Origin of the sequence: Photobacterium lutimaris, from assembly GCF_003025555.1 — a bacterium.
GTDB classification, from domain to species: Bacteria; Pseudomonadota; Gammaproteobacteria; order Enterobacterales; family Vibrionaceae; genus Photobacterium; species Photobacterium lutimaris.
In genome coordinates, this window is record NZ_PYMH01000014.1 from 112,888 (window position 1) to 130,801 (window position 17,914).

The 17,914-nt window shown below is 49.6% G+C and carries 20 protein-coding genes; 12 read left to right on the forward strand and 8 right to left on the reverse strand.

Annotated elements, in window-relative coordinates:
* Window positions 1–72 precede the first annotated feature (72 nt).
* The 3 genes from C9I99_RS22375 to C9I99_RS22385 are packed head-to-tail and all read left to right on the forward strand — an operon-like array spanning window position 73 to window position 2,459.
* Window positions 73–831 (forward strand): hypothetical protein, encoded by a 759-nt coding sequence (locus C9I99_RS22375; protein WP_107351043.1) that lies wholly within the window; start codon window positions 73–75, stop codon window positions 829–831.
* Window positions 828–1,718, forward strand: coding sequence for a hypothetical protein (locus C9I99_RS22380; protein ID WP_107351044.1), 891 nt, complete (start codon window positions 828–830; stop codon window positions 1,716–1,718). Before C9I99_RS22375 ends, C9I99_RS22380 begins: the two co-directional genes overlap by 4 nt.
* A 54-nt stretch (window positions 1,719–1,772) precedes the next feature.
* Entirely contained in the window at window positions 1,773–2,459 is a 687-nt protein-coding gene (locus C9I99_RS22385; protein WP_107351046.1) for a hypothetical protein, read from the forward strand.
* 38 nt (window positions 2,460–2,497) lie between these two features.
* On the opposite strand, the gene C9I99_RS22390 is transcribed toward C9I99_RS22385, so the two are convergent.
* Window positions 2,498–2,917 (reverse strand): secondary thiamine-phosphate synthase enzyme YjbQ, encoded by a 420-nt coding sequence (locus C9I99_RS22390; RefSeq protein WP_107351047.1) that lies wholly within the window; start codon window positions 2,915–2,917, stop codon window positions 2,498–2,500.
* Window positions 2,918–3,210: 293 nt separating this feature from the next.
* On the opposite strand from C9I99_RS22390, the gene pgi reads away from it, so the two are divergent.
* Window positions 3,211–4,863 carry a glucose-6-phosphate isomerase gene (pgi, locus tag C9I99_RS22395; protein ID WP_107351049.1) on the forward strand — a complete coding sequence of 551 codons (1,653 nt, stop codon included), beginning with the start codon at window positions 3,211–3,213 and terminating at the stop codon, window positions 4,861–4,863.
* A 73-nt stretch (window positions 4,864–4,936) separates the two neighbouring features.
* Here pgi and C9I99_RS22400 read toward each other — a convergent pair whose 3' ends face one another.
* The 3 genes from C9I99_RS22400 to zur all read right to left on the reverse strand — a co-directional run bounded on the left by C9I99_RS22400 (window position 4,937) and on the right by zur (window position 6,363).
* The gene (locus C9I99_RS22400) at window positions 4,937–5,146 is read right to left on the reverse strand and encodes a cold-shock protein (protein ID WP_107351050.1); all 210 of its coding nucleotides are present in this window, start codon (window positions 5,144–5,146) and stop codon (window positions 4,937–4,939) included.
* A 271-nt stretch (window positions 5,147–5,417) separates the two neighbouring features.
* Entirely contained in the window at window positions 5,418–5,882 is a 465-nt protein-coding gene (locus C9I99_RS22405; protein ID WP_107351052.1) for a chemotaxis protein CheX, read from the reverse strand.
* A 37-nt stretch (window positions 5,883–5,919) separates the two neighbouring features.
* On the reverse strand, window positions 5,920–6,363 hold the full coding sequence (zur, locus tag C9I99_RS22410) for a zinc uptake transcriptional repressor Zur (RefSeq protein WP_107351054.1): 444 nt from the start codon (window positions 6,361–6,363) through the stop codon (window positions 5,920–5,922).
* A gap of 985 nt (window positions 6,364–7,348) precedes the next feature.
* Between zur and dusA the strand changes: the two genes are divergently transcribed.
* The 7 genes from dusA to C9I99_RS22445 all read left to right on the forward strand — a co-directional run bounded on the left by dusA (window position 7,349) and on the right by C9I99_RS22445 (window position 14,375).
* Window positions 7,349–8,368: a tRNA dihydrouridine(20/20a) synthase DusA gene (gene dusA, locus C9I99_RS22415; RefSeq protein WP_107351082.1), complete on the forward strand. Its 1,020-nt coding sequence runs from the start codon at window positions 7,349–7,351 to the stop codon at window positions 8,366–8,368.
* Between the two features lie 219 nt (window positions 8,369–8,587).
* Entirely contained in the window at window positions 8,588–8,818 is a 231-nt protein-coding gene (gene pspG / locus C9I99_RS22420) for an envelope stress response protein PspG (RefSeq protein ID WP_107351055.1), read from the forward strand.
* Window positions 8,819–8,965: 147 nt separating this feature from the next.
* Window positions 8,966–9,604, forward strand: coding sequence for a TIGR04219 family outer membrane beta-barrel protein (locus C9I99_RS22425; RefSeq protein ID WP_107351056.1), 639 nt, complete (start codon window positions 8,966–8,968; stop codon window positions 9,602–9,604).
* 116 nt (window positions 9,605–9,720) lie between these two features.
* Window positions 9,721–9,954: a thymidylate kinase gene (locus tag C9I99_RS22430; RefSeq protein ID WP_107351058.1), complete on the forward strand. Its 234-nt coding sequence runs from the start codon at window positions 9,721–9,723 to the stop codon at window positions 9,952–9,954.
* Window positions 9,955–10,100: 146 nt separating this feature from the next.
* The gene (locus C9I99_RS22435) at window positions 10,101–11,930 is read left to right on the forward strand and encodes an assimilatory sulfite reductase (NADPH) flavoprotein subunit (RefSeq protein ID WP_107351060.1); all 1,830 of its coding nucleotides are present in this window, start codon (window positions 10,101–10,103) and stop codon (window positions 11,928–11,930) included.
* Window positions 11,930–13,621 (forward strand): assimilatory sulfite reductase (NADPH) hemoprotein subunit, encoded by a 1,692-nt coding sequence (gene cysI / locus C9I99_RS22440; protein ID WP_107351062.1) that lies wholly within the window; start codon window positions 11,930–11,932, stop codon window positions 13,619–13,621. Before C9I99_RS22435 ends, cysI begins: the two co-directional genes overlap by 1 nt.
* On the forward strand, window positions 13,614–14,375 hold the full coding sequence (locus C9I99_RS22445; RefSeq protein WP_107351064.1) for a phosphoadenylyl-sulfate reductase: 762 nt from the start codon (window positions 13,614–13,616) through the stop codon (window positions 14,373–14,375). Before cysI ends, C9I99_RS22445 begins: the two co-directional genes overlap by 8 nt.
* Window positions 14,376–14,503: 128 nt before the next feature.
* Here C9I99_RS22445 and C9I99_RS22450 read toward each other — a convergent pair whose 3' ends face one another.
* Together C9I99_RS22450 and bamJ are read right to left on the reverse strand one after the other, a co-directional pair.
* Window positions 14,504–14,992 (reverse strand): DUF2780 domain-containing protein, encoded by a 489-nt coding sequence (locus tag C9I99_RS22450; RefSeq protein WP_107351066.1) that lies wholly within the window; start codon window positions 14,990–14,992, stop codon window positions 14,504–14,506.
* A 210-nt stretch (window positions 14,993–15,202) separates the two neighbouring features.
* Entirely contained in the window at window positions 15,203–15,823 is a 621-nt protein-coding gene (gene bamJ, locus C9I99_RS22455; RefSeq protein WP_107351067.1) for a BamJ family beta-barrel-assembly machinery protein, read from the reverse strand.
* A gap of 122 nt (window positions 15,824–15,945) precedes the next feature.
* Between bamJ and C9I99_RS22460 the strand changes: the two genes are divergently transcribed.
* Window positions 15,946–16,659 (forward strand): LysM-like peptidoglycan-binding domain-containing protein, encoded by a 714-nt coding sequence (locus C9I99_RS22460; RefSeq protein WP_107351068.1) that lies wholly within the window; start codon window positions 15,946–15,948, stop codon window positions 16,657–16,659.
* Window positions 16,660–16,720: 61 nt separating this feature from the next.
* Here the strand turns inward: C9I99_RS22460 and C9I99_RS22465 are convergent, their stop codons facing one another.
* A complete protein-coding gene (locus tag C9I99_RS22465) occupies window positions 16,721–17,170 on the reverse strand; it encodes a GNAT family N-acetyltransferase (protein ID WP_107351069.1) in 450 nt (149 codons plus the stop codon).
* 102 nt (window positions 17,171–17,272) lie between these two features.
* Window positions 17,273–17,836 carry a Crp/Fnr family transcriptional regulator gene (locus C9I99_RS22470; protein ID WP_107351070.1) on the reverse strand — a complete coding sequence of 188 codons (564 nt, stop codon included), beginning with the start codon at window positions 17,834–17,836 and terminating at the stop codon, window positions 17,273–17,275.
* Between the last annotated feature and the right edge of the window lie 78 nt (window positions 17,837–17,914).

Here is a 17,914-nt window from a genome sequence, read left to right on the forward strand (position 1 = left end):
ACCACCGTCTGTGTTTGTTACAATATATTCTCTGTCTCGCCGTTATCCATAAATTCTCTGGTATAGATACTCATGTCATCGAAATTTCTCGAAAAGGCCTGGAGCCAAAAAACCGTTAACCTTGAAGATAAGCTGCTGCTGGTTGCCTTGGCGGAGCTATCGGACAGAGACGGTGCCTTCATCACTAGCATGTCTCAGCTTAAAGAGATGATGTGTGCCTCTGAGAGTATGCTTGATAACCTGATCGCCAAACTGTCGATGGAGCAGCTGATCATTGGGGTCAACAAGGCATCCGCGAGTTACCGTACCAGCGGCAAAATCAATGGCCGCTTGAACTTCGATGCCTATGTGGATCACAGCGTGGTTGATCACCGCGCGTCGCAAGGCAATACGGGCTATGTTCAGCAGCCTCATGCCAATCCGGACGTGTATAGTAATGCCAAGCGGGTATCGAGCTTCCATCGCTCTCAAGTTACCCCGGTGAATAAGACGATTTCAGGCAAAGCGATCAATATCCTCGAACTCTCCCCGAATGTGATTGAGCCTTGGGCCGAAGCCGTAATGTTCAAAAGTGGCTACGGCAACCAAACTCAGGTTTGGGCGTCGTTTATCGAACGTATCAGGGAAACACCAAGCAAACAGCTCTATTCGCTTGATGAACTACGAAGTCGGCTGCACTCCCACCTTCACAGCGAAAAAAGTTACAAGCAGGGTTATAACCGCCCTGCTTCAAGGCCTCAGGCGGTGAAACGTGGTGCCATTGATATTCTGGAAGAAAAGATTGCTAACTTTAACTTTAAGAGTGACGACGAAGGGGATGACTTACTATGAGTTCTCCAAAGAACATCAGTGAAACGCACGCCGAGTATTGGAATCGAATTAAAAGTGAGCTCAAAGCGCCCAAGCAATCAGACAAAAGTGTGACATCAGCCTCTTCTGCCTCTGTTCCGGCTCAGCGCCAACCGGCTGCCCCTGCGATCAGGGCTACGGTACCTGCCCCTGCACCGCAACCGGATGATACCAGCGCGATAAGCTTTTCGGCTGAGAGCCAAGGGGTCTCGGGGTTCTCCCCGAAAACCCAGGTGATGCTGGATAAGTACAACGGCACCAGCCAAAAGAAAATCATGCAATTTTGGTATGACATGAACATGAATTTCGGGCAGAGCAAGGTGCGCCAGGAATTTGGTGACGAGCCGGGTGAAAGGTTGATGCAGTTTGCCGCCTCGCTGGATCGCAATAGCTATCGTCGACTTAAAGACAATCTGGATGAGCGCTTGAAGAAAGGCCAGGAATGGCCGCCTTCTTTTGCGGTTTTCAAAGCCCTGAAAGATACCCCGACCGATCGTGAGATCCTCGAAGCCCGGACTAACATACTGACACTGAAAAAACCGGTTAGCCGGGTTGAAATTTATATTAGCAAGCGTAAATCGGCCAAGCTCAGAACGCTGTCTGAAAAACATATCGCAGCAGAATTTCGTACGCTCTACCTCGAGGCGTTTGAGGAGGTGGAAATTTATGATCGTGATATCAAGCTGGATGAGAGGGAGTCGGCAATCAGCGAAGTCACCAATAATATCCCCAAATCAGAAATGGATAAGGATATTGATGACCGGATCGCGCACGGTTACAAATTACCGGGTAAGCTAGGGGATACTTTCGACAGGATCCAGTCCCTGAGGTCGAGTAACAGCCATGTGGTTATCGACGAGATTGACTAACCTTGTGCCATGCTCGCAATATAGCGCTGTTTTGTTTTTATAAGGTTTGGGTCGATGCAAGAATTCACAGTGCTAGAGCGTAAAGAGTCCTACTTCCTGTGCAGAAAGGGCACAGGCCACTGTCGTATTATTATTGATGAAAATAGCCAGACCCTGCCTTTGGGTACCTTCATGCTGCATGCAGAGGAGATATCGGACCGCTATACCCACCATGCCAATGATAGCGTGTTCCGGTTGCTGATGCCTTTTGAACAGCAGGGGAACATTGATATCTGTACCTTGGCGACGGGCAGAAAGAATCACTTTGTCTACAAGCGCTGTTTGCAGCTCGGCGGTAAATGGGAGCCGGTGCTCAACGAATGGGTTTTCTCGGCGGCCATCAAGCATGAGGTCGATAAATTGGCCGAGCAGATCAACTCTGAACTGCTCTATATCGAAGCCACCTTCAACGAAACCATCAAATTGACGACTGGGCCACTGACCCTGTTTGGCTACCCCCTGGTCAAATCTGTCGGTAGCAATGGCAGGGTGCAGTTAAATTATGGGGTGAAGCTGACTGCCGGCGAGATTGTGTGTATGCCAGCAGATACGGTGCAAACCATTATCCTGGCTGACTCGAAAGTCCAGCTATTCGTGCCAAAGGCGCTCCTCGAACTGTCGTCGTGTCATGAAGACTTCCTCTGTATTGTTGATATCGAGAAAAAGCGCAAGCCCCGCAAGAAACCCACTTTTCCGTGGTAAATCCGAACCACCCCAGAGATGTTATTGTTCGGTGAGTATTATTCTCCCTGCAGGGTGATCACAATGCGCCGGCTACCGCCTTGGTCACGGTGCTCGCCAAGGTAAATGCCCTGCCAGGTGCCTAGTGCGAATCGGCCATGGCTGATCGGTATGCTGACACTGCTGCCGAGTGTCGAGGCCTTGATATGGGCTGGCATGTCATCATCGCCTTCATAGGTGTGCTGGTAGTATGGGGCGCGCTCGGGAGCAGCCTGGTTGAAGTGCGCTTCCATATCACGGCGTACCGTCGGGTCGGCATTTTCATTGAGGGTTAGGCTGGCCGACGTGTGCTGGATAAAGAGGTGAGCCAGCCCGATATTGATCTGGGCCAACTCCGGGATTTGTTGTTCAATTTCACCGGTAATAAGGTGAAAGCCACGGGGCCGTGGGCGAAGCTGGATTGTTTTTTGGTACCACATCGTTATTATCCTTACTGATACTCGAGCAATAAATACCACATAGCTTGGATATATGGCGGTTTTATGACCCTGCAACTTACTCTTTAGTTTCGTGACCTGACGCAATGAAGATCGGTATCCCTTCACGTCATAATCACTCATAAGTTGTAAAATTACAAAAATTTAGCTGGCCTGATAAGTTGAGCTACACTAGGGTCAACGTAACGAACAACATTTACTAAGATCGGGGATCCATTGCTTGGGTTTTGCTGTCAAGACTAATGGATTAACAATTAAAAATCAGGAATTTCATCATGTTGAAAAACATCAATCCAACCCATACTGAAGCGTGGAAAGCGCTGACTGCACACTTCGAAGATGCCCAGGATCTTCAGCTAAGCGAGCTTTTTGCCAGCGACAGCGAGCGTTTCAACAAGTTCTCGGCCAACTTCGGCGATGACATCCTACTGGATTTCTCCAAGAACCTGATCACTGAAGAGACCATGGGTAAGCTAGTTGCCCTGGCTGAGCAGACAGAAGTAAAAGCTGCGATTGCAGATTTGTTCAGCGGTGAAAAGATCAACCAAACGGAAGGCCGCGCGGTATTGCACTCGGCGCTGCGTAACCGTAGCAACACGCCAGTTATGGTTGACGGTGAAGACGTCATGCCAAACGTCAATGCGGTACTGGAGAAGATGAAAGCCTTCACTGCGCGTATTGTTGACGGTGAATGGAAAGGTTACACCGGCAAAGAGATCACTGATGTTGTTAACATCGGTATTGGTGGTTCAGATCTTGGTCCATACATGGTGACTGAAGCGCTGGCACCCTACAAAACTCGCCTTAACATGCACTTTGTATCGAACGTTGACGGTACTCACATTGCAGAAACGCTAAAAGAGCTAAACCCTGAAACGACGCTGTTCCTGATTGCTTCCAAGACGTTCACTACTCAGGAAACCATGACCAACGCCCACTCTGCTCGTGATTGGTTCCTAGCCACCGCGGGTGATCAGGCTCACGTCGCCAAGCATTTCGCCGCGCTATCGACCAACGCTCAGTCGGTATCAGAGTTCGGTATCGATACCGACAACATGTTCGAGTTCTGGGACTGGGTTGGCGGTCGTTACTCGCTATGCTCGGCTATCGGCCTGTCTATCAGTCTATCTATTGGTTTTGACAACTTCGTGGCGTTGCTTGATGGTGCCCACGCTATGGATCAGCACTTCGCCCAAGCGCCACTTGAGCAGAACCTGCCTGTGATCCTTGCTCTTATCGGTATTTGGTACAACAACTTCCATGGCGCTGAATCAGAGGCGATTTTGCCGTACGATCAGTACCTGCACCGTTTTGCAGCTTACTTCCAGCAAGGCAATATGGAGTCAAACGGCAAGTGTGTTGACCGTGGCGGTAACCCGATTGATTACCAAACGGGCCCAATCATTTGGGGTGAACCAGGTACGAATGGTCAGCATGCGTTCTACCAGTTGATCCACCAAGGGACTAAGCTGATCCCTTGTGACTTCATTGCTCCGGCAATTAGCCACAACCCTCTGAGTGATCACCATCCTAAATTGATGGCGAACTTCTTTGCTCAGACCGAAGCGTTGGCATTTGGTAAAACCAAAGAGCAGGTTGAAGCTGAGTTCCTGGCTGCAGGCAAAACTCAGGCAGAAGTGGCTGAGCTGGTACCATTTAAGGTATTCGACGGAAACCGCCCAACGAACTCTATCCTTGTTAAGCAAGTGACTCCAGCGGTACTGGGTTCTCTGATTGCGCTTTATGAGCACAAGATCTTCACTCAGGGCGTAATTTGGAATATCTATAGCTTTGATCAGTGGGGGGTTGAGCTTGGTAAGCAGCTTGCAAACCAAATCCTACCTGAACTAGGTGGTGAAGAAGCGGTAGCGAGCCACGATAGCTCAACCAACGGTTTGATCAACGCATTTAAACAATGGCGCCAGTAAGGGCGATGGGTTGTTGAAACAATAAAAAACGCCGCTTAGCGGCGTTTTTTTTATGAAGAGCGAGTTGCCGGCATTAAGACAGAGCAATAACTTCGCTAGCTTGTGGACCTTTCTGACCATCTGTCACGATAAACTCGACATTTTGACCTTCCTGCAGGGTGCGACGGCCCTGAGCCTGAATAGCACTGAAGTGGACGAATACATCTTTGCCATCAGCACCAGAAATGAAGCCAAAGCCCTTTTCATCGTTGAACCATTTAACGGTCCCAGTCAGTTTGTTCATGTTACGTTCTTTCCTTTGAATGAGGGTATTTCCTTGCTTAGCCCCTACGGGGAAGCAAAATGACGCGCAGGGGTACATCAAATCATAAGTGTGTTGATGCCTATCCAGCATAATGAGCATAGATCGAATATATGACAGTTGGTAGTTTTTTATTCGAGATTTGTGGCAACTTCACATAAAAATCAAAGTGATAAGTTTGATGATAGATTGCGGGAAATACTTTCAGCCAGCGAGGCTAGCTGAAAGTCAAAGGAGAGTGTGGAAGTGGGGTTTAGCTGTCAAAGCATATTTCAATAAAGGCTTTGCCGTATTCAGAATCAAACGGCATGATGATGATGGCACTATCACACTTGTGGGTGATGGTATGGCCACGGCCTGAGACGACAGCTGGCGTTGCCATATCGAACTCATAGCCTTTTTCGGCCAAAATGCGTTTAGCGCCACCGGTTACCATGTTGGTAATTTCACCTACCATATCAGTGACTTCCTCGTTAATGCTGTGTGGGCGTTCACCCAGCATTCTCTGCATGATCTCCAGAGCGAGCCCTTCATCAAAAGTGATTGACATCGAGCCTCTGGTTTTCGGACCGACCATACCAATCAAGCCTGAGACATCGCCTCTGGCTACTTCATCTTTTTTTAGCCGGGGTTTCTGAGGAGCCAGCTCCATTGACGCCATTGTTTTGAGAACATTCAACAGTGACGCTAAGAAAGGGTTTACGAATTCTGCGCGCATAATTTAATAACGACGATCTCTGTCTGAATAAAATAACTTACTTGTTTTTACAATGCTGGCAAACACCATGGCTTTCAACGACATGGTTAGTGACCTCAAAGCCTCGCTGCTCGGCGCGTTGGCGAAGAAGCTTGGCAAGCTCTTCGTCGTGGCACTCTTCGACGTTACCGCACTGGCTGCAGATGAGAAGCTGGGAACAATGATCAGCGTGACCCAGTAAGCAACAGGCAATATAGCTATTGGTTGATTCGACTTTGTGGACAAAGCCTTGGGCTAGAAGAAAGTCCAGCGCTCGGTAAACCGTCGGCGGCTTGGCTTGGGGTTCGCTGTCGCGCAGCAAATCCAAGAGTTCATAAGCACTGATGGAACTGTGGTGTTCGATGATCAGGGCCAGAACTTTCAGTCTTTGAGGTGTCAGTCTTACTCCTCGTTGCTCACAGAGCTGCTGGGCGGTTGCCAGCAACTGACCTTTATTTGCCATATAACCTCAAAATACAAGCGATAAGCCTTACATATTACCACACTCATGCCCAAAGTGACCTTTGTTATGGTGATTCCGTTAATTGCGCCTGAAAACGAACTGGGAAAAAGAGGCGTCTTGCATCAGTGATAAGCATTTCATGTATCTCTGTTTACCTTTTTTGCGAAAAAACACCTAAAAGCTGTCGTTGTGACTCGTCTCGCTTGTCTCTTTTTATAACTCACTGATTAATAATGGGTTTAGTGCTTGTGCAGCTTTTCTTGTTTTTTCTCTCGTCAGCGATGAAGTATTTTCATTATGGAGGATTGATTAATAATTCTTTTAAATTCAATGCCTTATGTTTGAGTGTTGAGTTTTTCTGATGTTAGTTGGCCTATGGTGTTCTTTTTGCTCTTAGTATTTAGTATATGATGTTCTATTTGCTCTTAGTATTTGGTACATCATGATCTATTTAGTTGGATCAATTGGCCTATGATGATCGTTTTACTGTGGCTGTCGAAGCAAACTCATCACTGTGTTGATGTGCTTCTTTTTTGTTTTTTTTCAGCGAAAAGGTGAACCAGTGCTTTTGGTGATAAGTGATATTGATATTGATCCTTTAAAATTCAACAACTTAAGTTGAATGTACAGCTTTCCTGGTTTTTTCGATGGCTTGCTGTTGTCAAAATGATTGTATGCCTGGGTTTGATGAACATTTGTTTTTTAAGGTGTTGTTTTTAATCGCCTTTTATTTTGCCATTAAAAGGTTTGCCGGGGGCTAAATACTGCTGGGTAAGCCAGCTGTTTGTGGTGGTTTACAGGAGGTGTTGCCTTAATTTTTTGGGTTGTCTCGGTGGTATTTGGGATAAAGGCAGGAATAGGGTAGAATCCGCCTCCTTGCAGCGTTGTGAGATCCATGGCGTGGGAGGATCGTTCCCAAAGTGCCTGGAACGAGAGATTTAGCGGTCGATAATGAGGTTTTCCGATGACAGATACTGCTGTTGTAATGAACGAACAGTCTAATGATGAGCAACTACAGTTGGGTCAATACCCGGACTGTCGTCTATCCATTGCGCCGATGCTCGATTGGACTGACCGCCATTGCCGTTATTTCCATCGTTTGCTCAGTGAGCGTACCCAGCTTTATACCGAAATGGTGACCACGGGAGCCATTATCTACGGCAAGGGCGATTATTTGGCCTACAACGAAGAAGAGCATCCGCTTGTGTTACAACTGGGTGGTTCAAACCCGGTCGATCTGGCCCAGTGTGCCAAGTTGGCGGCTGAGCGCGGCTATGACGAGATTAACCTTAATGTCGGTTGCCCGTCTGATCGCGTGCAGAATGGCCGTTTCGGTGCATGCCTAATGGGAGAAGCCGATTTGGTGGCACAGTGTGTCTCTGCGATGCGCGAAGTGGCAGATATTCCGGTATCGGTAAAGACCCGAATTGGTATTGATGATCAGGATTCATATGAATTTCTGACCGACTTTATTCGCACCGTCAGCGAAAAAAGCGGTTGTGAAGATTTTACCATTCATGCCCGTAAAGCGTGGTTGAGTGGTTTGAGCCCGAAGGAAAATCGTGAGATCCCACCACTGGATTACCCGCGTGTTTATCAACTGAAGAAAGACTTTCCACACCTGACCATGGGGATCAATGGCGGTGTGAAGACCATGGAAGAAATTGAAGCGCACCTTCAGCATATGGATGGTGTAATGGTGGGCCGTGAAGCCTACCAAAACCCTTATTTGTTGGCTGAGGTTGATCAGCGTTTGTTTGGTTCTGATAAGCCGGTGAAAAAGCGCCGTGAAATTGTGGAAGCCATGTTCCCGTATATTGAGCGTGAGTTGGCGAAAGGAGCTTACCTGAACCATATCAGCCGCCATATGCTGGGGTTGTTCCAGGGTATGCCGGGTGCGCGCCAGTGGCGCCGTCATATCAGTGAAAATGCCCATAAACCAGGTTCTGGTATTGAGGTACTACAACAGGCGATGGCGAAGATCCCGGCTCACCTTGATGTGTAAGGTATTGATATAATAATGGTGAATTAAGCCGATAAGTTGGCGAAATATACCAAGCTCAAAATTGTGAAGGCATGCCGCATTACGGCGTGCCTTTTTTAATGTTCTGATTTTATTGGTAAAGCTCTTTTTCTTACAACGTGGTCTAATTTGTGCAATGCCTAGGTTATATAAGGCAATGGTATTGCCAATGATGCTTACTGGATGTCGAAGGAGAGAGCGATGATTGAGTTTCTATTTTTGCTGGTGTTTGCCGTGGTGTTGGTTTGTACCGGTGTGAGTATTCTGGGGATGGCGTTGGCGGTTGCCGCTGGTTTTATCGTCATGGCGGTTGCCGGGATGATTGGGGTGATGTTTAAAATGCTGCCTTGGCTGCTGCTGATTGTTGTCGGGGTGTGGTTTTACCGTGAGCATAAAACTGAGCAAACGCACAGAAAACGTTACTACCGCTGATCGTGGTTGAAAATAAGGCCACGATAAGGATGCAAAATTTTGAAAAGAAACCAGATGTTTGACATTTCAAGTGCAGTTTTCTTAATCGGCATCTGATATAGTCTGGCCGTTTTTTAGCTAAATACTAATAAAGAGCGGAGACTCGAAATGAAAAAATTAGCGCTTTCTGCGGTAGCCGCTGCTGTCGCACTGTCTGCGGCAGTGCCTGCCCAGGCAGCAATGCTGTTTGGGGTAAAAGCCGGTGTTGATGCTTGGTTCACCGATGCCAAGGTTAACGATAGCCGTAGCCTGTCTGACAGCAATACGTCAGGCTCTTACTATGTGGCGTTTGAGCATTTCGTTCCATTGGTGCCAAACTTCCGTTTGCGTTACACCGATATCGACAACGGTAATGTGTCATTCGGCCAAACGGATTACACCGCATACTACGAAATTCTGGATAACGATGCTGTGGCGTTCGATATCGGTGTGACCATGAGCAAGTTCAACTCGGGCAAGTTCAATAACGAGAAGTTCAGCGAGTGGCAGCCAAATATCTACGGTAACGTTGAGCTGGGTATCCCAATGACACCAGTATCACTGTTCGGTGATCTTAACTTCGGTAACTACGATAGCACCAGCACCGTAGATGGCCAGGCTGGCGTGAAGTGGAGCATTCCACTGGTCGCGGCAGATCTGAACCTGCGTGCAGGCTACCGTGTGATGGACTACGATTTTGACTTCATTAACACTGGCGGCGAATTCTTTGCTGACGGTTGGTTTATCGGTGCAGAGATCGATATCTAAGCGATTAAATTAGCTCATCTATTCCAAAGCCACGAGAAATAGTGGCTTTTTTATTGCCTATTTTCTCGGTTTTGTACCATTTTTATAAAAGGTGCAACTGGAAGGGGCAGAGGCTTATGACGTTAACCGAATTGCAGAACCTCTATACCAAGAACGATATAGTGGAAGCCGTAATCGAACCCTCCATTCAGGCAAATGGATGGATCGTCGAGTTTCGCCATCGCCGGGGCGGTTTTGTCCCTCTGACTGACGGGGCGGGTAGTGAAAAATGCTATCGCGATATTGATACGGCCACCGAGCGGGCATTCGAGGTTGGTTTTCACCAAGTGAGGATCGCCGATACCTTTTGAATACAAAGAAAGGCTGCAGCGTGAGTTGCAGTTTTTTTTACCCACCATCCTTACAAATCGTTATAAAACATTCTTATCTATTCTTTCTTGTTATTTCCCAGAGTAGCTAATCTAACCCATACGCAATGTATAGGGATCGTCGTGTCATGTTACTTAAGGAACTTTCAGCTTTGGCCAGCCCGCTCAATGATCAGCAAATAGGTCAATTACAGCAGGCTGCTGCCGAGCTTTCGCCACAACAGTTGGCGTGGATCAGTGGTTATTTTTGGGGCCTTAGCCAAACTCAGGTGGCTGGTCAGGCTCAGCCTTCACCAGCACCCGCATTAGCAACCAGCAATCAACCTGCCGGTAAGCTGACCATCATTTATGCTTCCCAGACCGGGAATGCCAAAGGGGTGGCTGAGCAGCTGAAAGACGAAGCAGACGCCAAGGGCATCAAGGCGGAGGTTTTTGCTGCCGGGGATTATAAGGGGAAAAACCTCGCCAAGGAGACCCATGTCATTATTGTGGCCTCCACCCATGGTGAGGGAGAGGCACCCGATGATGCCATTGAGTTGCATGAATTCCTGCAATCGAAGAAAGCCCCTCAACTGCCTAACTTGCAGTATGCCGTGATTGGCTTGGGCGACTCTAGCTATGAATATTTCTGCCAGACCGCCAAAGACTTTGATGCTTTCCTTGGCAAACTTGGGGCAACATCATTCCTGCCTCGTCTCGATTGTGACGTGGATTACGAGTCAGAGGCCGTACAGTGGCGCGCTCAGGCACTGGGTAAGGTTGAGGAAACCCTGAAATCTGACCCCGCATCCGGTGAAGCGGATATCGTCCAGCTGCCCGTTGGCCAGGCAGCTCCCGCCGTATCCGTTTATAGCAAGAAGAACCCGTACCCGGCTGCATTGCTGGCCAGCCAGAAAATTACTGGTCGGCAGTCGGGTAAAGATGTTCGCCATGTGGAAATCGATCTTGAGGGCTCCGGCCTTACTTATCAGCCGGGTGATGCACTGGGGGTGTGGTACGACAACGCGCCGGATTTGGTCGAGGCGATTCTGCATAAGGTTGGTTTAGCGGCCGACGAGCAGGTTGAGGTGGATGGCGAGTTGCTGCCGCTGGCTGATGCTCTGATCCGCCACTATGAAATTACGCTCGCCAACCCGCAGCTGGTGACCAAATACGCTGAACTGTCAGGCAGTAAAAAATTGGCGAAGCTGGTCGAAGACAGAGACAAGCTGCGCGAATATGCCGCCAATACTCAGATTATTGATGTTCTTAGTGAGAAAAAAGCAGCTCTGAGCGCAGAACAGCTGCTTGGCTTGCTGCGTCGTCTGACCCCCCGCTTGTATTCGATTGCCTCGAGCCAAGAAGAAGTGGGTGACGAAGTGCACCTGACCGTTGGGCTGGTGGAGTACCAGAAAGGGGGTGAAACCCGTCAAGGCGGTGCCTCTGGCTATTTGGCCCAGCGGTTGGAAGAAGGCGACAGCGTTAGGGTATTTGTCGAACCCAACAACCATTTCAAACTGCCGGTAGATGATACCACTCCGGTGATCATGGTCGGGCCGGGCACGGGTATTGCGCCGTTCCGTGCCTTTGTTCAGGAGCGGGATAACCGTGATGCCAAAGGTAAGAATTGGCTGTTCTTTGGCGACCGAACCTTCACAGAGGATTTCTTGTATCAGGTTGAATGGCAGAAATATTTGAAATCCGGTGTGGTGGATAGGATCGATGTGGCGTTTAGCCGAGATCAGGCTGAAAAGGTGTATGTCCAGCACCGCTTGCTCGAGCATGCGGCAGAAGTGTGGCAGTGGCTGCAAGACGGTGCTCATTTTTATGTCTGCGGTGATGCGACTCGTATGGCCAAAGATGTCCACGATGCCCTGATTACGATTGTCGAACAGCAGGGGAGTAAGAGTCGCGAGCAGGCCGAGCAATATTTAAGTGAACTACGCAAGAGCAAGCGTTATCAAAAGGATGTGTACTAATGAGCGAGCAAAAACTGTCGGATAACGAACGCCTCAAGCGTGAAAGTAACTTCCTGCGTGGCACCATTGTCGAGGATTTGAATAACCGGATCACCGGTGGCTTTACCGCTGATAACTTCCAGCTGATCCGCTTTCACGGGATGTATCAGCAAGACGACCGCGATATCCGTACCGAACGAGCCAAGCAGAAGCTAGAGCCGCTGCACAATGTGATGCTGCGGGCCCGGATGCCGGGGGGAGTGATCACGCCTAAGCAATGGTTGGCGATTGACAAGTTTGCCGCGGATCATTCCCTGTATGGCAGTATCCGCTTGACGACCCGTCAGACTTTCCAGTTCCACGGTGTACTCAAGCCGAATATCAAGCTGATGCACCAAACCCTGAACCAAATCGGCATTGACTCGATTGCCACCGCCGGTGACGTGAACCGAAATGTACTGTGTACCACCAATCCGGTGGAATCCGAGTTGCACCAGCAGGCGTATGAGTGGGCAACGAAGATCAGCGAACATTTATTGCCGAAAACCCGTGCTTATGCCGAGATTTGGCTTGATGGTGACAAACTGGAAACCACGGATGAAGAGCCGATCCTCGGTAGTAATTACTTGCCGAGGAAGTTTAAAACTACCGTGGTGATCCCACCGCAAAACGATGTCGATGTTCATGCGAATGATCTGAATTTTGTCGCCATTGCTGAGCAGGGCCAATTGATTGGTTTCAATGTGCTGGTGGGGGGCGGTTTGGCTATGACCCATGGTGATAAGGCCACTTATCCGCGCAAGGCGGACGATTTTGGCTTTATCCCGCTGGAGAAAACCCTCGATGTTGCTGCGGCAGTGGTCACTACCCAGCGCGATTGGGGGAATCGATCTAACCGCAAGAATGCCAAGACCAAGTACACCCTAGACAGGGTCGGTGTTGATGTCTTCAAGGCCGAAGTTGAGAAACGGGCTGACATCGAGTTTGCCCCGAGTCGACCTTATGTCTTTACCGAGCGTGGTGACAATATTGGCTGGGTCGAAGGGATTGATGGCAAGCATCACCTGACGCTGTTTATTGAAAATGGTCGTTTGTTGGATTATCCGGGCAAGCCTTTGAAAACGGGGGTGGCGGAGATCGCGAAAACCCATAAAGGGGATTTTCGGATGACGGCGAACCAGAACTTGATTGTCGCCGGTGTCCCCGCGGCCGATAAAAACAAGATCGAAAAGATCGCGCGCGATCATGGCCTGATCGATGATGGCGTTTCCGAGCAGCGGAAAAATGCCATGGCGTGTGTCTCACTGCCTACTTGTCCGTTGGCAATGGCGGAGGCTGAGCGTTTCTTGCCGGAGTTTGTCACCGATATTGAACAGTTATTGGCGAAGCATGGCTTGCCGCAAGATGACAACATCATCTTGCGGGTGACCGGCTGCCCGAATGGCTGCGGCCGGGCCATGCTGGCTGAAGTCGGCTTGGTGGGTAAGGCGCCGGGGCGTTATAACCTTCATCTCGGTGGTAACCGTAACGGTACTCGGATCCCGAAAATGTACCGTGAAAACATTACAGTCGAACAAATTTTTACCGAGTTGGATAGCCTGGTTGGCCGCTGGGCCAAGGAGAGGGAGGACGGAGAAGATTTTGGCGACTTTACTATCCGTGCCGGCATTATTGAGCCGGTCCTGATTTCAAAGAGGGATTTTTATGCCTGATAGCCAATACGCCTCGTTGCTGCAAGCCAGCAAGGTGGAGCAAATCCTGGAATTGGCGGAGATCAATGCCAAGCTAGAAGTGATGAGTGCCGAACAACGTATTCGTTGGGCCTTGGACAATTTGCCCGGGCAGTTTGGCTTAGCATCGAGCTTTGGCATTCAGTCAGCTGTGATGTTGCATTTGGTCACGCGGATCAAGTCCGATATCCCGGTGATTCTAACCGATACCGGTTACCTATTCCCTGAAACATACCAGTTTGTCGATGAGTTGACCGACCGCCTGGGGTTGAATTTGCATGTTTACCGCGCAGAATTGAGTCCCAATTGGCAAGAAGCGCGATTTGGCAAGCTTTGGGAGCAGGGCATTGGTGGGATCAAGCAATATAACCGACTGAACAAGGTTGAGCCGATGCGGCGTGCCTTGGATGATCTCGGGATTTCAGCATGGTTTTCCGGCTTGCGCCGTGAACAGTCACAAAGCCGGGCGACCTTACCGGTGCTGGCGGTGCAAAATGGTTTGTTCAAGTTCTTGCCTCTGATTGATTGGAGTGACCGGGACATTGAGCAGTACCTAGCCGAGTATCAACTTCCCTACCATCCACTCAAGGATAAGGGCTACCTTTCCATCGGCGATACCCATACCAGCCAAAAGTGGCAGCCGGGTATGACGGAAGAGGAAACCCGTTTCTTTGGCCTCAAGCGTGAATGTGGCTTGCATGAAGAGGATGTCGAAGCAGATGGTTCTGGTATCTAGCGGACTCAGTTTGCCGAGGTAGCGGTAGATAAAGCCTTACTCATTGCTGGGTAAGGCTTTTTTACATCATGCTGACAGAAAAGTGGGGCTTGCACGGTATCGTTGCGCGCGTTTTTATCGGTCCTAAGTTAGCCTGCGGCTTGCCAGATGCTTCCGAGGTTATCCATCAGGGACGAACTGGCCCCTTGATCACCCAGAAATTGCATCACAACGGGTATGAACTGGCTTACCATGCTGGGATCCATACCGAGGGCGCTGAAGACTTGGTTGATGGTATCCATATTGCCAAGTAATGCACTGGTTCCGGGGGGGAGGCTGCCGGTGAGGGAATCTAGCCCGGGGATCATCTGGGTGAGCTCGGTCGCTTGTTCACCGCCAAGTTGGCTAGCTGCAATGGAAAGCAGGGCACCGGCTCCGCCAGCCGCTTGTTCTGTTGAAACATCAAGCTGGTTGCTGAGTAAATCAGCCAGTGGGTTACTGAGGGTCGATGCCGCTTCTTCGTCATCACCGCCGAATAAGTCAGAAAGGCTGAAGGCGTGGCTGGTGGCAGGCAATAATAAGCTACCAATAAGTAGCAGTAGCCAAGTTTTGGCACGGGGTCGGGTCAATAGGTACATCTTTCGCAATCCTCCATGTAGGCGTCGACTATTGGGTTTCCCATTAAAGATTAGTCAGGAATGCGGGGTAGGTACCAAATTATATGGCAAAAAATGAATTAAAAGATAAAAAGAGACAAACTTTGGGTAGGATAATACGCAAGGGTGGTGAGATTTGGCCAATAAAAAACGGTGCCAGAAGCACCGTTTTTGTCAGTAATCGTCAGGCGATTAAAGAATGTCTAGTAGTTCTACTTCGAACACTAGCGCTGCATATGGAGGGATCGCTGCACCTGCGCCGCGCTCGCCGTATGCTAGATTCTGTGGGATGTATAGTTTCCACTTAGAACCAACAGGCATCATCTGTAGAGCTTCAACCCAACCAGCGATTACGCCAGTTACAGGGAACTCAGCAGGCTGGCCGCGAGATACAGAGCTGTCGAAAACAGTACCGTCTGTTAGTTCGCCGTGGTAGTGAACGCGTACTTGCTTGTCTGAAGATGGGATTTCACCGTTACCTTCAACAAGAACTTCGTACTGAAGACCAGATTCAGTTACTGTAACTTCTGAGCGTAGTGCGTTATCTTTTAGGAACGCTTCGCCGTCAGCGGCTGCCGCTTGTGCTTGCTCCTGACGAACAGCTTCTGCACGAGTGTGTAGATCGCGTAGTGCGTTGTTGATGTCATCAACTTCGATTTCTGGCATGTCGCCAGTTAGAGAAGTTGCGATACCTTTGGCGATAGCAGCCACATTCAGGCCCTCTAGACCACTTTGTGCTAGCTGCTGGCCCATTTGAAGACCGATACCGTAGCTTGCTTTAGTTTCAACTGTATCTAGTTTTACGTCAGACATGGTGTCATCTCTTTAGTAGAGTGAATAAAGCAGGCAGGATAACAGTTTCTCCCCCTAGGGGTAAACCATTGTAATAAGCTGTCGATGGATAGCGTGAATTAGATAGCGCTGGAGTGTTGTGTATGGGACAGGCCAAACGCCGTTCGAACAAAAAGAGTGAATTTACGTGGCCTCGTATCACCTTTGATAAGGAGGCGTTCAAACAGGGAGGCGCGGCTATCCGTGCCAAGTTTGCACCCTTGGAAAGCAAATGGCAGCAGTTACCCACATTGCATCGCCGTGCGTTGGCCATATTGGTTCCGGTGACGGCGATCCTATTGGTTATGCCGGGGGAAAAGCAAACAGTTCGGGTTGAGTCATCCGAGCCTATCCGCCGTGAATTGTCCCTGAACCTAGAGAGCCAGCAATCGCAGAGTGTGGCGGTTGGGAAGAGGGAAGAGCCGGTATCGCCTCCTCGTCCTTCTCGCATCAGGCCATTAGAGCCGGTTGAGAGTCAGCCTATTGCCTCCAAACCTGAAGCCAAGCAGCCTGAGAAAACAGTCAAGGCGACGTCAACTCAGCCAGCAAGTGCCGACTGGCAGCGTTACCAGGTAAAAAGTGGCGAGACCCTCGCCAATATTTTCCGCCAGCATAACCTGCCGCTCAATGATCTCTATGCGGTGGCTGCGATTGAAGGGGATGACAAACCACTGAGCCGGATCAAGGCTGGCCAATGGCTGCGTTACCGCCAGACCGCGCAGGGTGGTTTGGATGCCCTGCAAATTGAACGTCGTAACAGCGAGCCGGTATTGTTTTTCCGCCGCTCCGATGGCAGCTTTGTTCGCCGCACCCAGTAAAGTATTCTTCGCACCGAGATAACGACCAATGAAAAAAAGCCACCTTGCTCGGTGGCTTTTTTTATTTGGTGATCCGCATATCGATATGTGGGATGCCATCCTCAAGGTATTCTTCCGAAAATGCCTCGAAGCCATAGCGTTGGTAGTAACGCAGCAAGTGTGCCTGGGCCCCAATCTCAATGGTTTCCCCCGGCCACAGTTGTTCGGCCAGAGCTAGACCTTGTTCAAGAAGCGGATAACCTACCCCTTGGCCGCGAACAGCCGGTGCAGTAACAACTCGGCCAATACTGACACCATCATAGGTCGTACCGGCAGGCAATAGGCGCAAGTAGGCAACCAATGTTTCGTCTTGATAGCCGAGTAAATGGTAAGTTCCGGCTCTTCTGTCATGGTCATCCAAGTCCGGGTACGCACAAGTTTGTTCAACCACAAAGACATCGCTACGCAGCTTGAGCAAGTCGTAAAGTTGGTGTGTAGTCAGTTGGTCAAAGCGCAGGCATTGCCATTGCATCACATTCTCCTGATGGTTGATGTGGTTCATTGGCCCATCAGGATAAATGAACCCTATGGGCTTGGCATTAACTTAAGGTAAGTTGAGCTGTTATTTATGCGGCTATTCACAGCTTCGGCTTCGGATTCGGCTCAGGCTGGTGGGCGTAATCCCAAGGTAAGAAGCAATTTGGTAATCGGCAAGTTGCGCCTGAAGATCAGGGAAGTGTTCGCAAAACAGGGTGTACCTCTCTTCCGGTGAGTGGACGAGCATAAAACGCTCTTTGTGCTCCTTAAACAGTAGTTGGCGCTCTAGCAAAGCCATATAGAGGCGAGGGCTGGCCGTTTTCCATTGTTCGATAAGCGCTAGGGGCAGTGCCAGTAATTGGCTAGCGGACAAGGTCTCTAGTAAATACTCGGAAGGACGGCCAGTCAGTAGGCTTTCAAAGCCGATGATGAGCTCTTGCTCCCAGTAAAACTCCTTGCTGAAGTGACGGCCTTCAGGTGTTAGGTAACTGGCATGGCAAACCCCTTCGGCCAGGAAAAAGGCATAGTCAGGTTGCGCACCTTGGTTGAGCAGGATATGGCGGGTCGGAAGTTCCATCGGCTCTGCTGCCGCAACAGCTTGGTGGAGGGTCTCTTCATCGGCACCATGGTTCTGGAGAAACTGGATCAGGGCTGTTTTCATCTTGTGCTCGCAGGATCAGATAACGCTTTATCATACCAAAAAAATACCGCAGCCGAGGCTGCGGTATGTTCATGGGCG

What these genes read in the sequence shown, in the direction of transcription:
- C9I99_RS22375 (WP_107351043.1), top strand. Translation starts at nt 73, where the DNA reads ATGTCATCGAAATTTCTCGAAAAGGCCTGGAGCCAAAAAACCGTTAAC.
- C9I99_RS22380 (WP_107351044.1), top strand. Translation starts at nt 828, where the DNA reads ATGAGTTCTCCAAAGAACATCAGTGAAACGCACGCCGAGTATTGGAAT.
- C9I99_RS22385 (WP_107351046.1), top strand. Translation starts at nt 1,773, where the DNA reads ATGCAAGAATTCACAGTGCTAGAGCGTAAAGAGTCCTACTTCCTGTGC.
- C9I99_RS22390 (WP_107351047.1), bottom strand. Translation starts at nt 2,917, where the DNA reads ATGTGGTACCAAAAAACAATCCAGCTTCGCCCACGGCCCCGTGGCTTT.
- pgi (WP_107351049.1), top strand. Translation starts at nt 3,211, where the DNA reads ATGTTGAAAAACATCAATCCAACCCATACTGAAGCGTGGAAAGCGCTG.
- C9I99_RS22400 (WP_107351050.1), bottom strand. Translation starts at nt 5,146, where the DNA reads ATGAACAAACTGACTGGGACCGTTAAATGGTTCAACGATGAAAAGGGC.
- C9I99_RS22405 (WP_107351052.1), bottom strand. Translation starts at nt 5,882, where the DNA reads ATGCGCGCAGAATTCGTAAACCCTTTCTTAGCGTCACTGTTGAATGTT.
- zur (WP_107351054.1), bottom strand. Translation starts at nt 6,363, where the DNA reads ATGGCAAATAAAGGTCAGTTGCTGGCAACCGCCCAGCAGCTCTGTGAG.
- dusA (WP_107351082.1), top strand. Translation starts at nt 7,349, where the DNA reads ATGAACGAACAGTCTAATGATGAGCAACTACAGTTGGGTCAATACCCG.
- pspG (WP_107351055.1), top strand. Translation starts at nt 8,588, where the DNA reads ATGATTGAGTTTCTATTTTTGCTGGTGTTTGCCGTGGTGTTGGTTTGT.
- C9I99_RS22425 (WP_107351056.1), top strand. Translation starts at nt 8,966, where the DNA reads ATGAAAAAATTAGCGCTTTCTGCGGTAGCCGCTGCTGTCGCACTGTCT.
- C9I99_RS22430 (WP_107351058.1), top strand. Translation starts at nt 9,721, where the DNA reads ATGACGTTAACCGAATTGCAGAACCTCTATACCAAGAACGATATAGTG.
- C9I99_RS22435 (WP_107351060.1), top strand. Translation starts at nt 10,101, where the DNA reads ATGTTACTTAAGGAACTTTCAGCTTTGGCCAGCCCGCTCAATGATCAG.
- cysI (WP_107351062.1), top strand. Translation starts at nt 11,930, where the DNA reads ATGAGCGAGCAAAAACTGTCGGATAACGAACGCCTCAAGCGTGAAAGT.
- C9I99_RS22445 (WP_107351064.1), top strand. Translation starts at nt 13,614, where the DNA reads ATGCCTGATAGCCAATACGCCTCGTTGCTGCAAGCCAGCAAGGTGGAG.
- C9I99_RS22450 (WP_107351066.1), bottom strand. Translation starts at nt 14,992, where the DNA reads ATGTACCTATTGACCCGACCCCGTGCCAAAACTTGGCTACTGCTACTT.
- bamJ (WP_107351067.1), bottom strand. Translation starts at nt 15,823, where the DNA reads ATGTCTGACGTAAAACTAGATACAGTTGAAACTAAAGCAAGCTACGGT.
- C9I99_RS22460 (WP_107351068.1), top strand. Translation starts at nt 15,946, where the DNA reads ATGGGACAGGCCAAACGCCGTTCGAACAAAAAGAGTGAATTTACGTGG.
- C9I99_RS22465 (WP_107351069.1), bottom strand. Translation starts at nt 17,170, where the DNA reads ATGCAATGGCAATGCCTGCGCTTTGACCAACTGACTACACACCAACTT.
- C9I99_RS22470 (WP_107351070.1), bottom strand. Translation starts at nt 17,836, where the DNA reads ATGAAAACAGCCCTGATCCAGTTTCTCCAGAACCATGGTGCCGATGAA.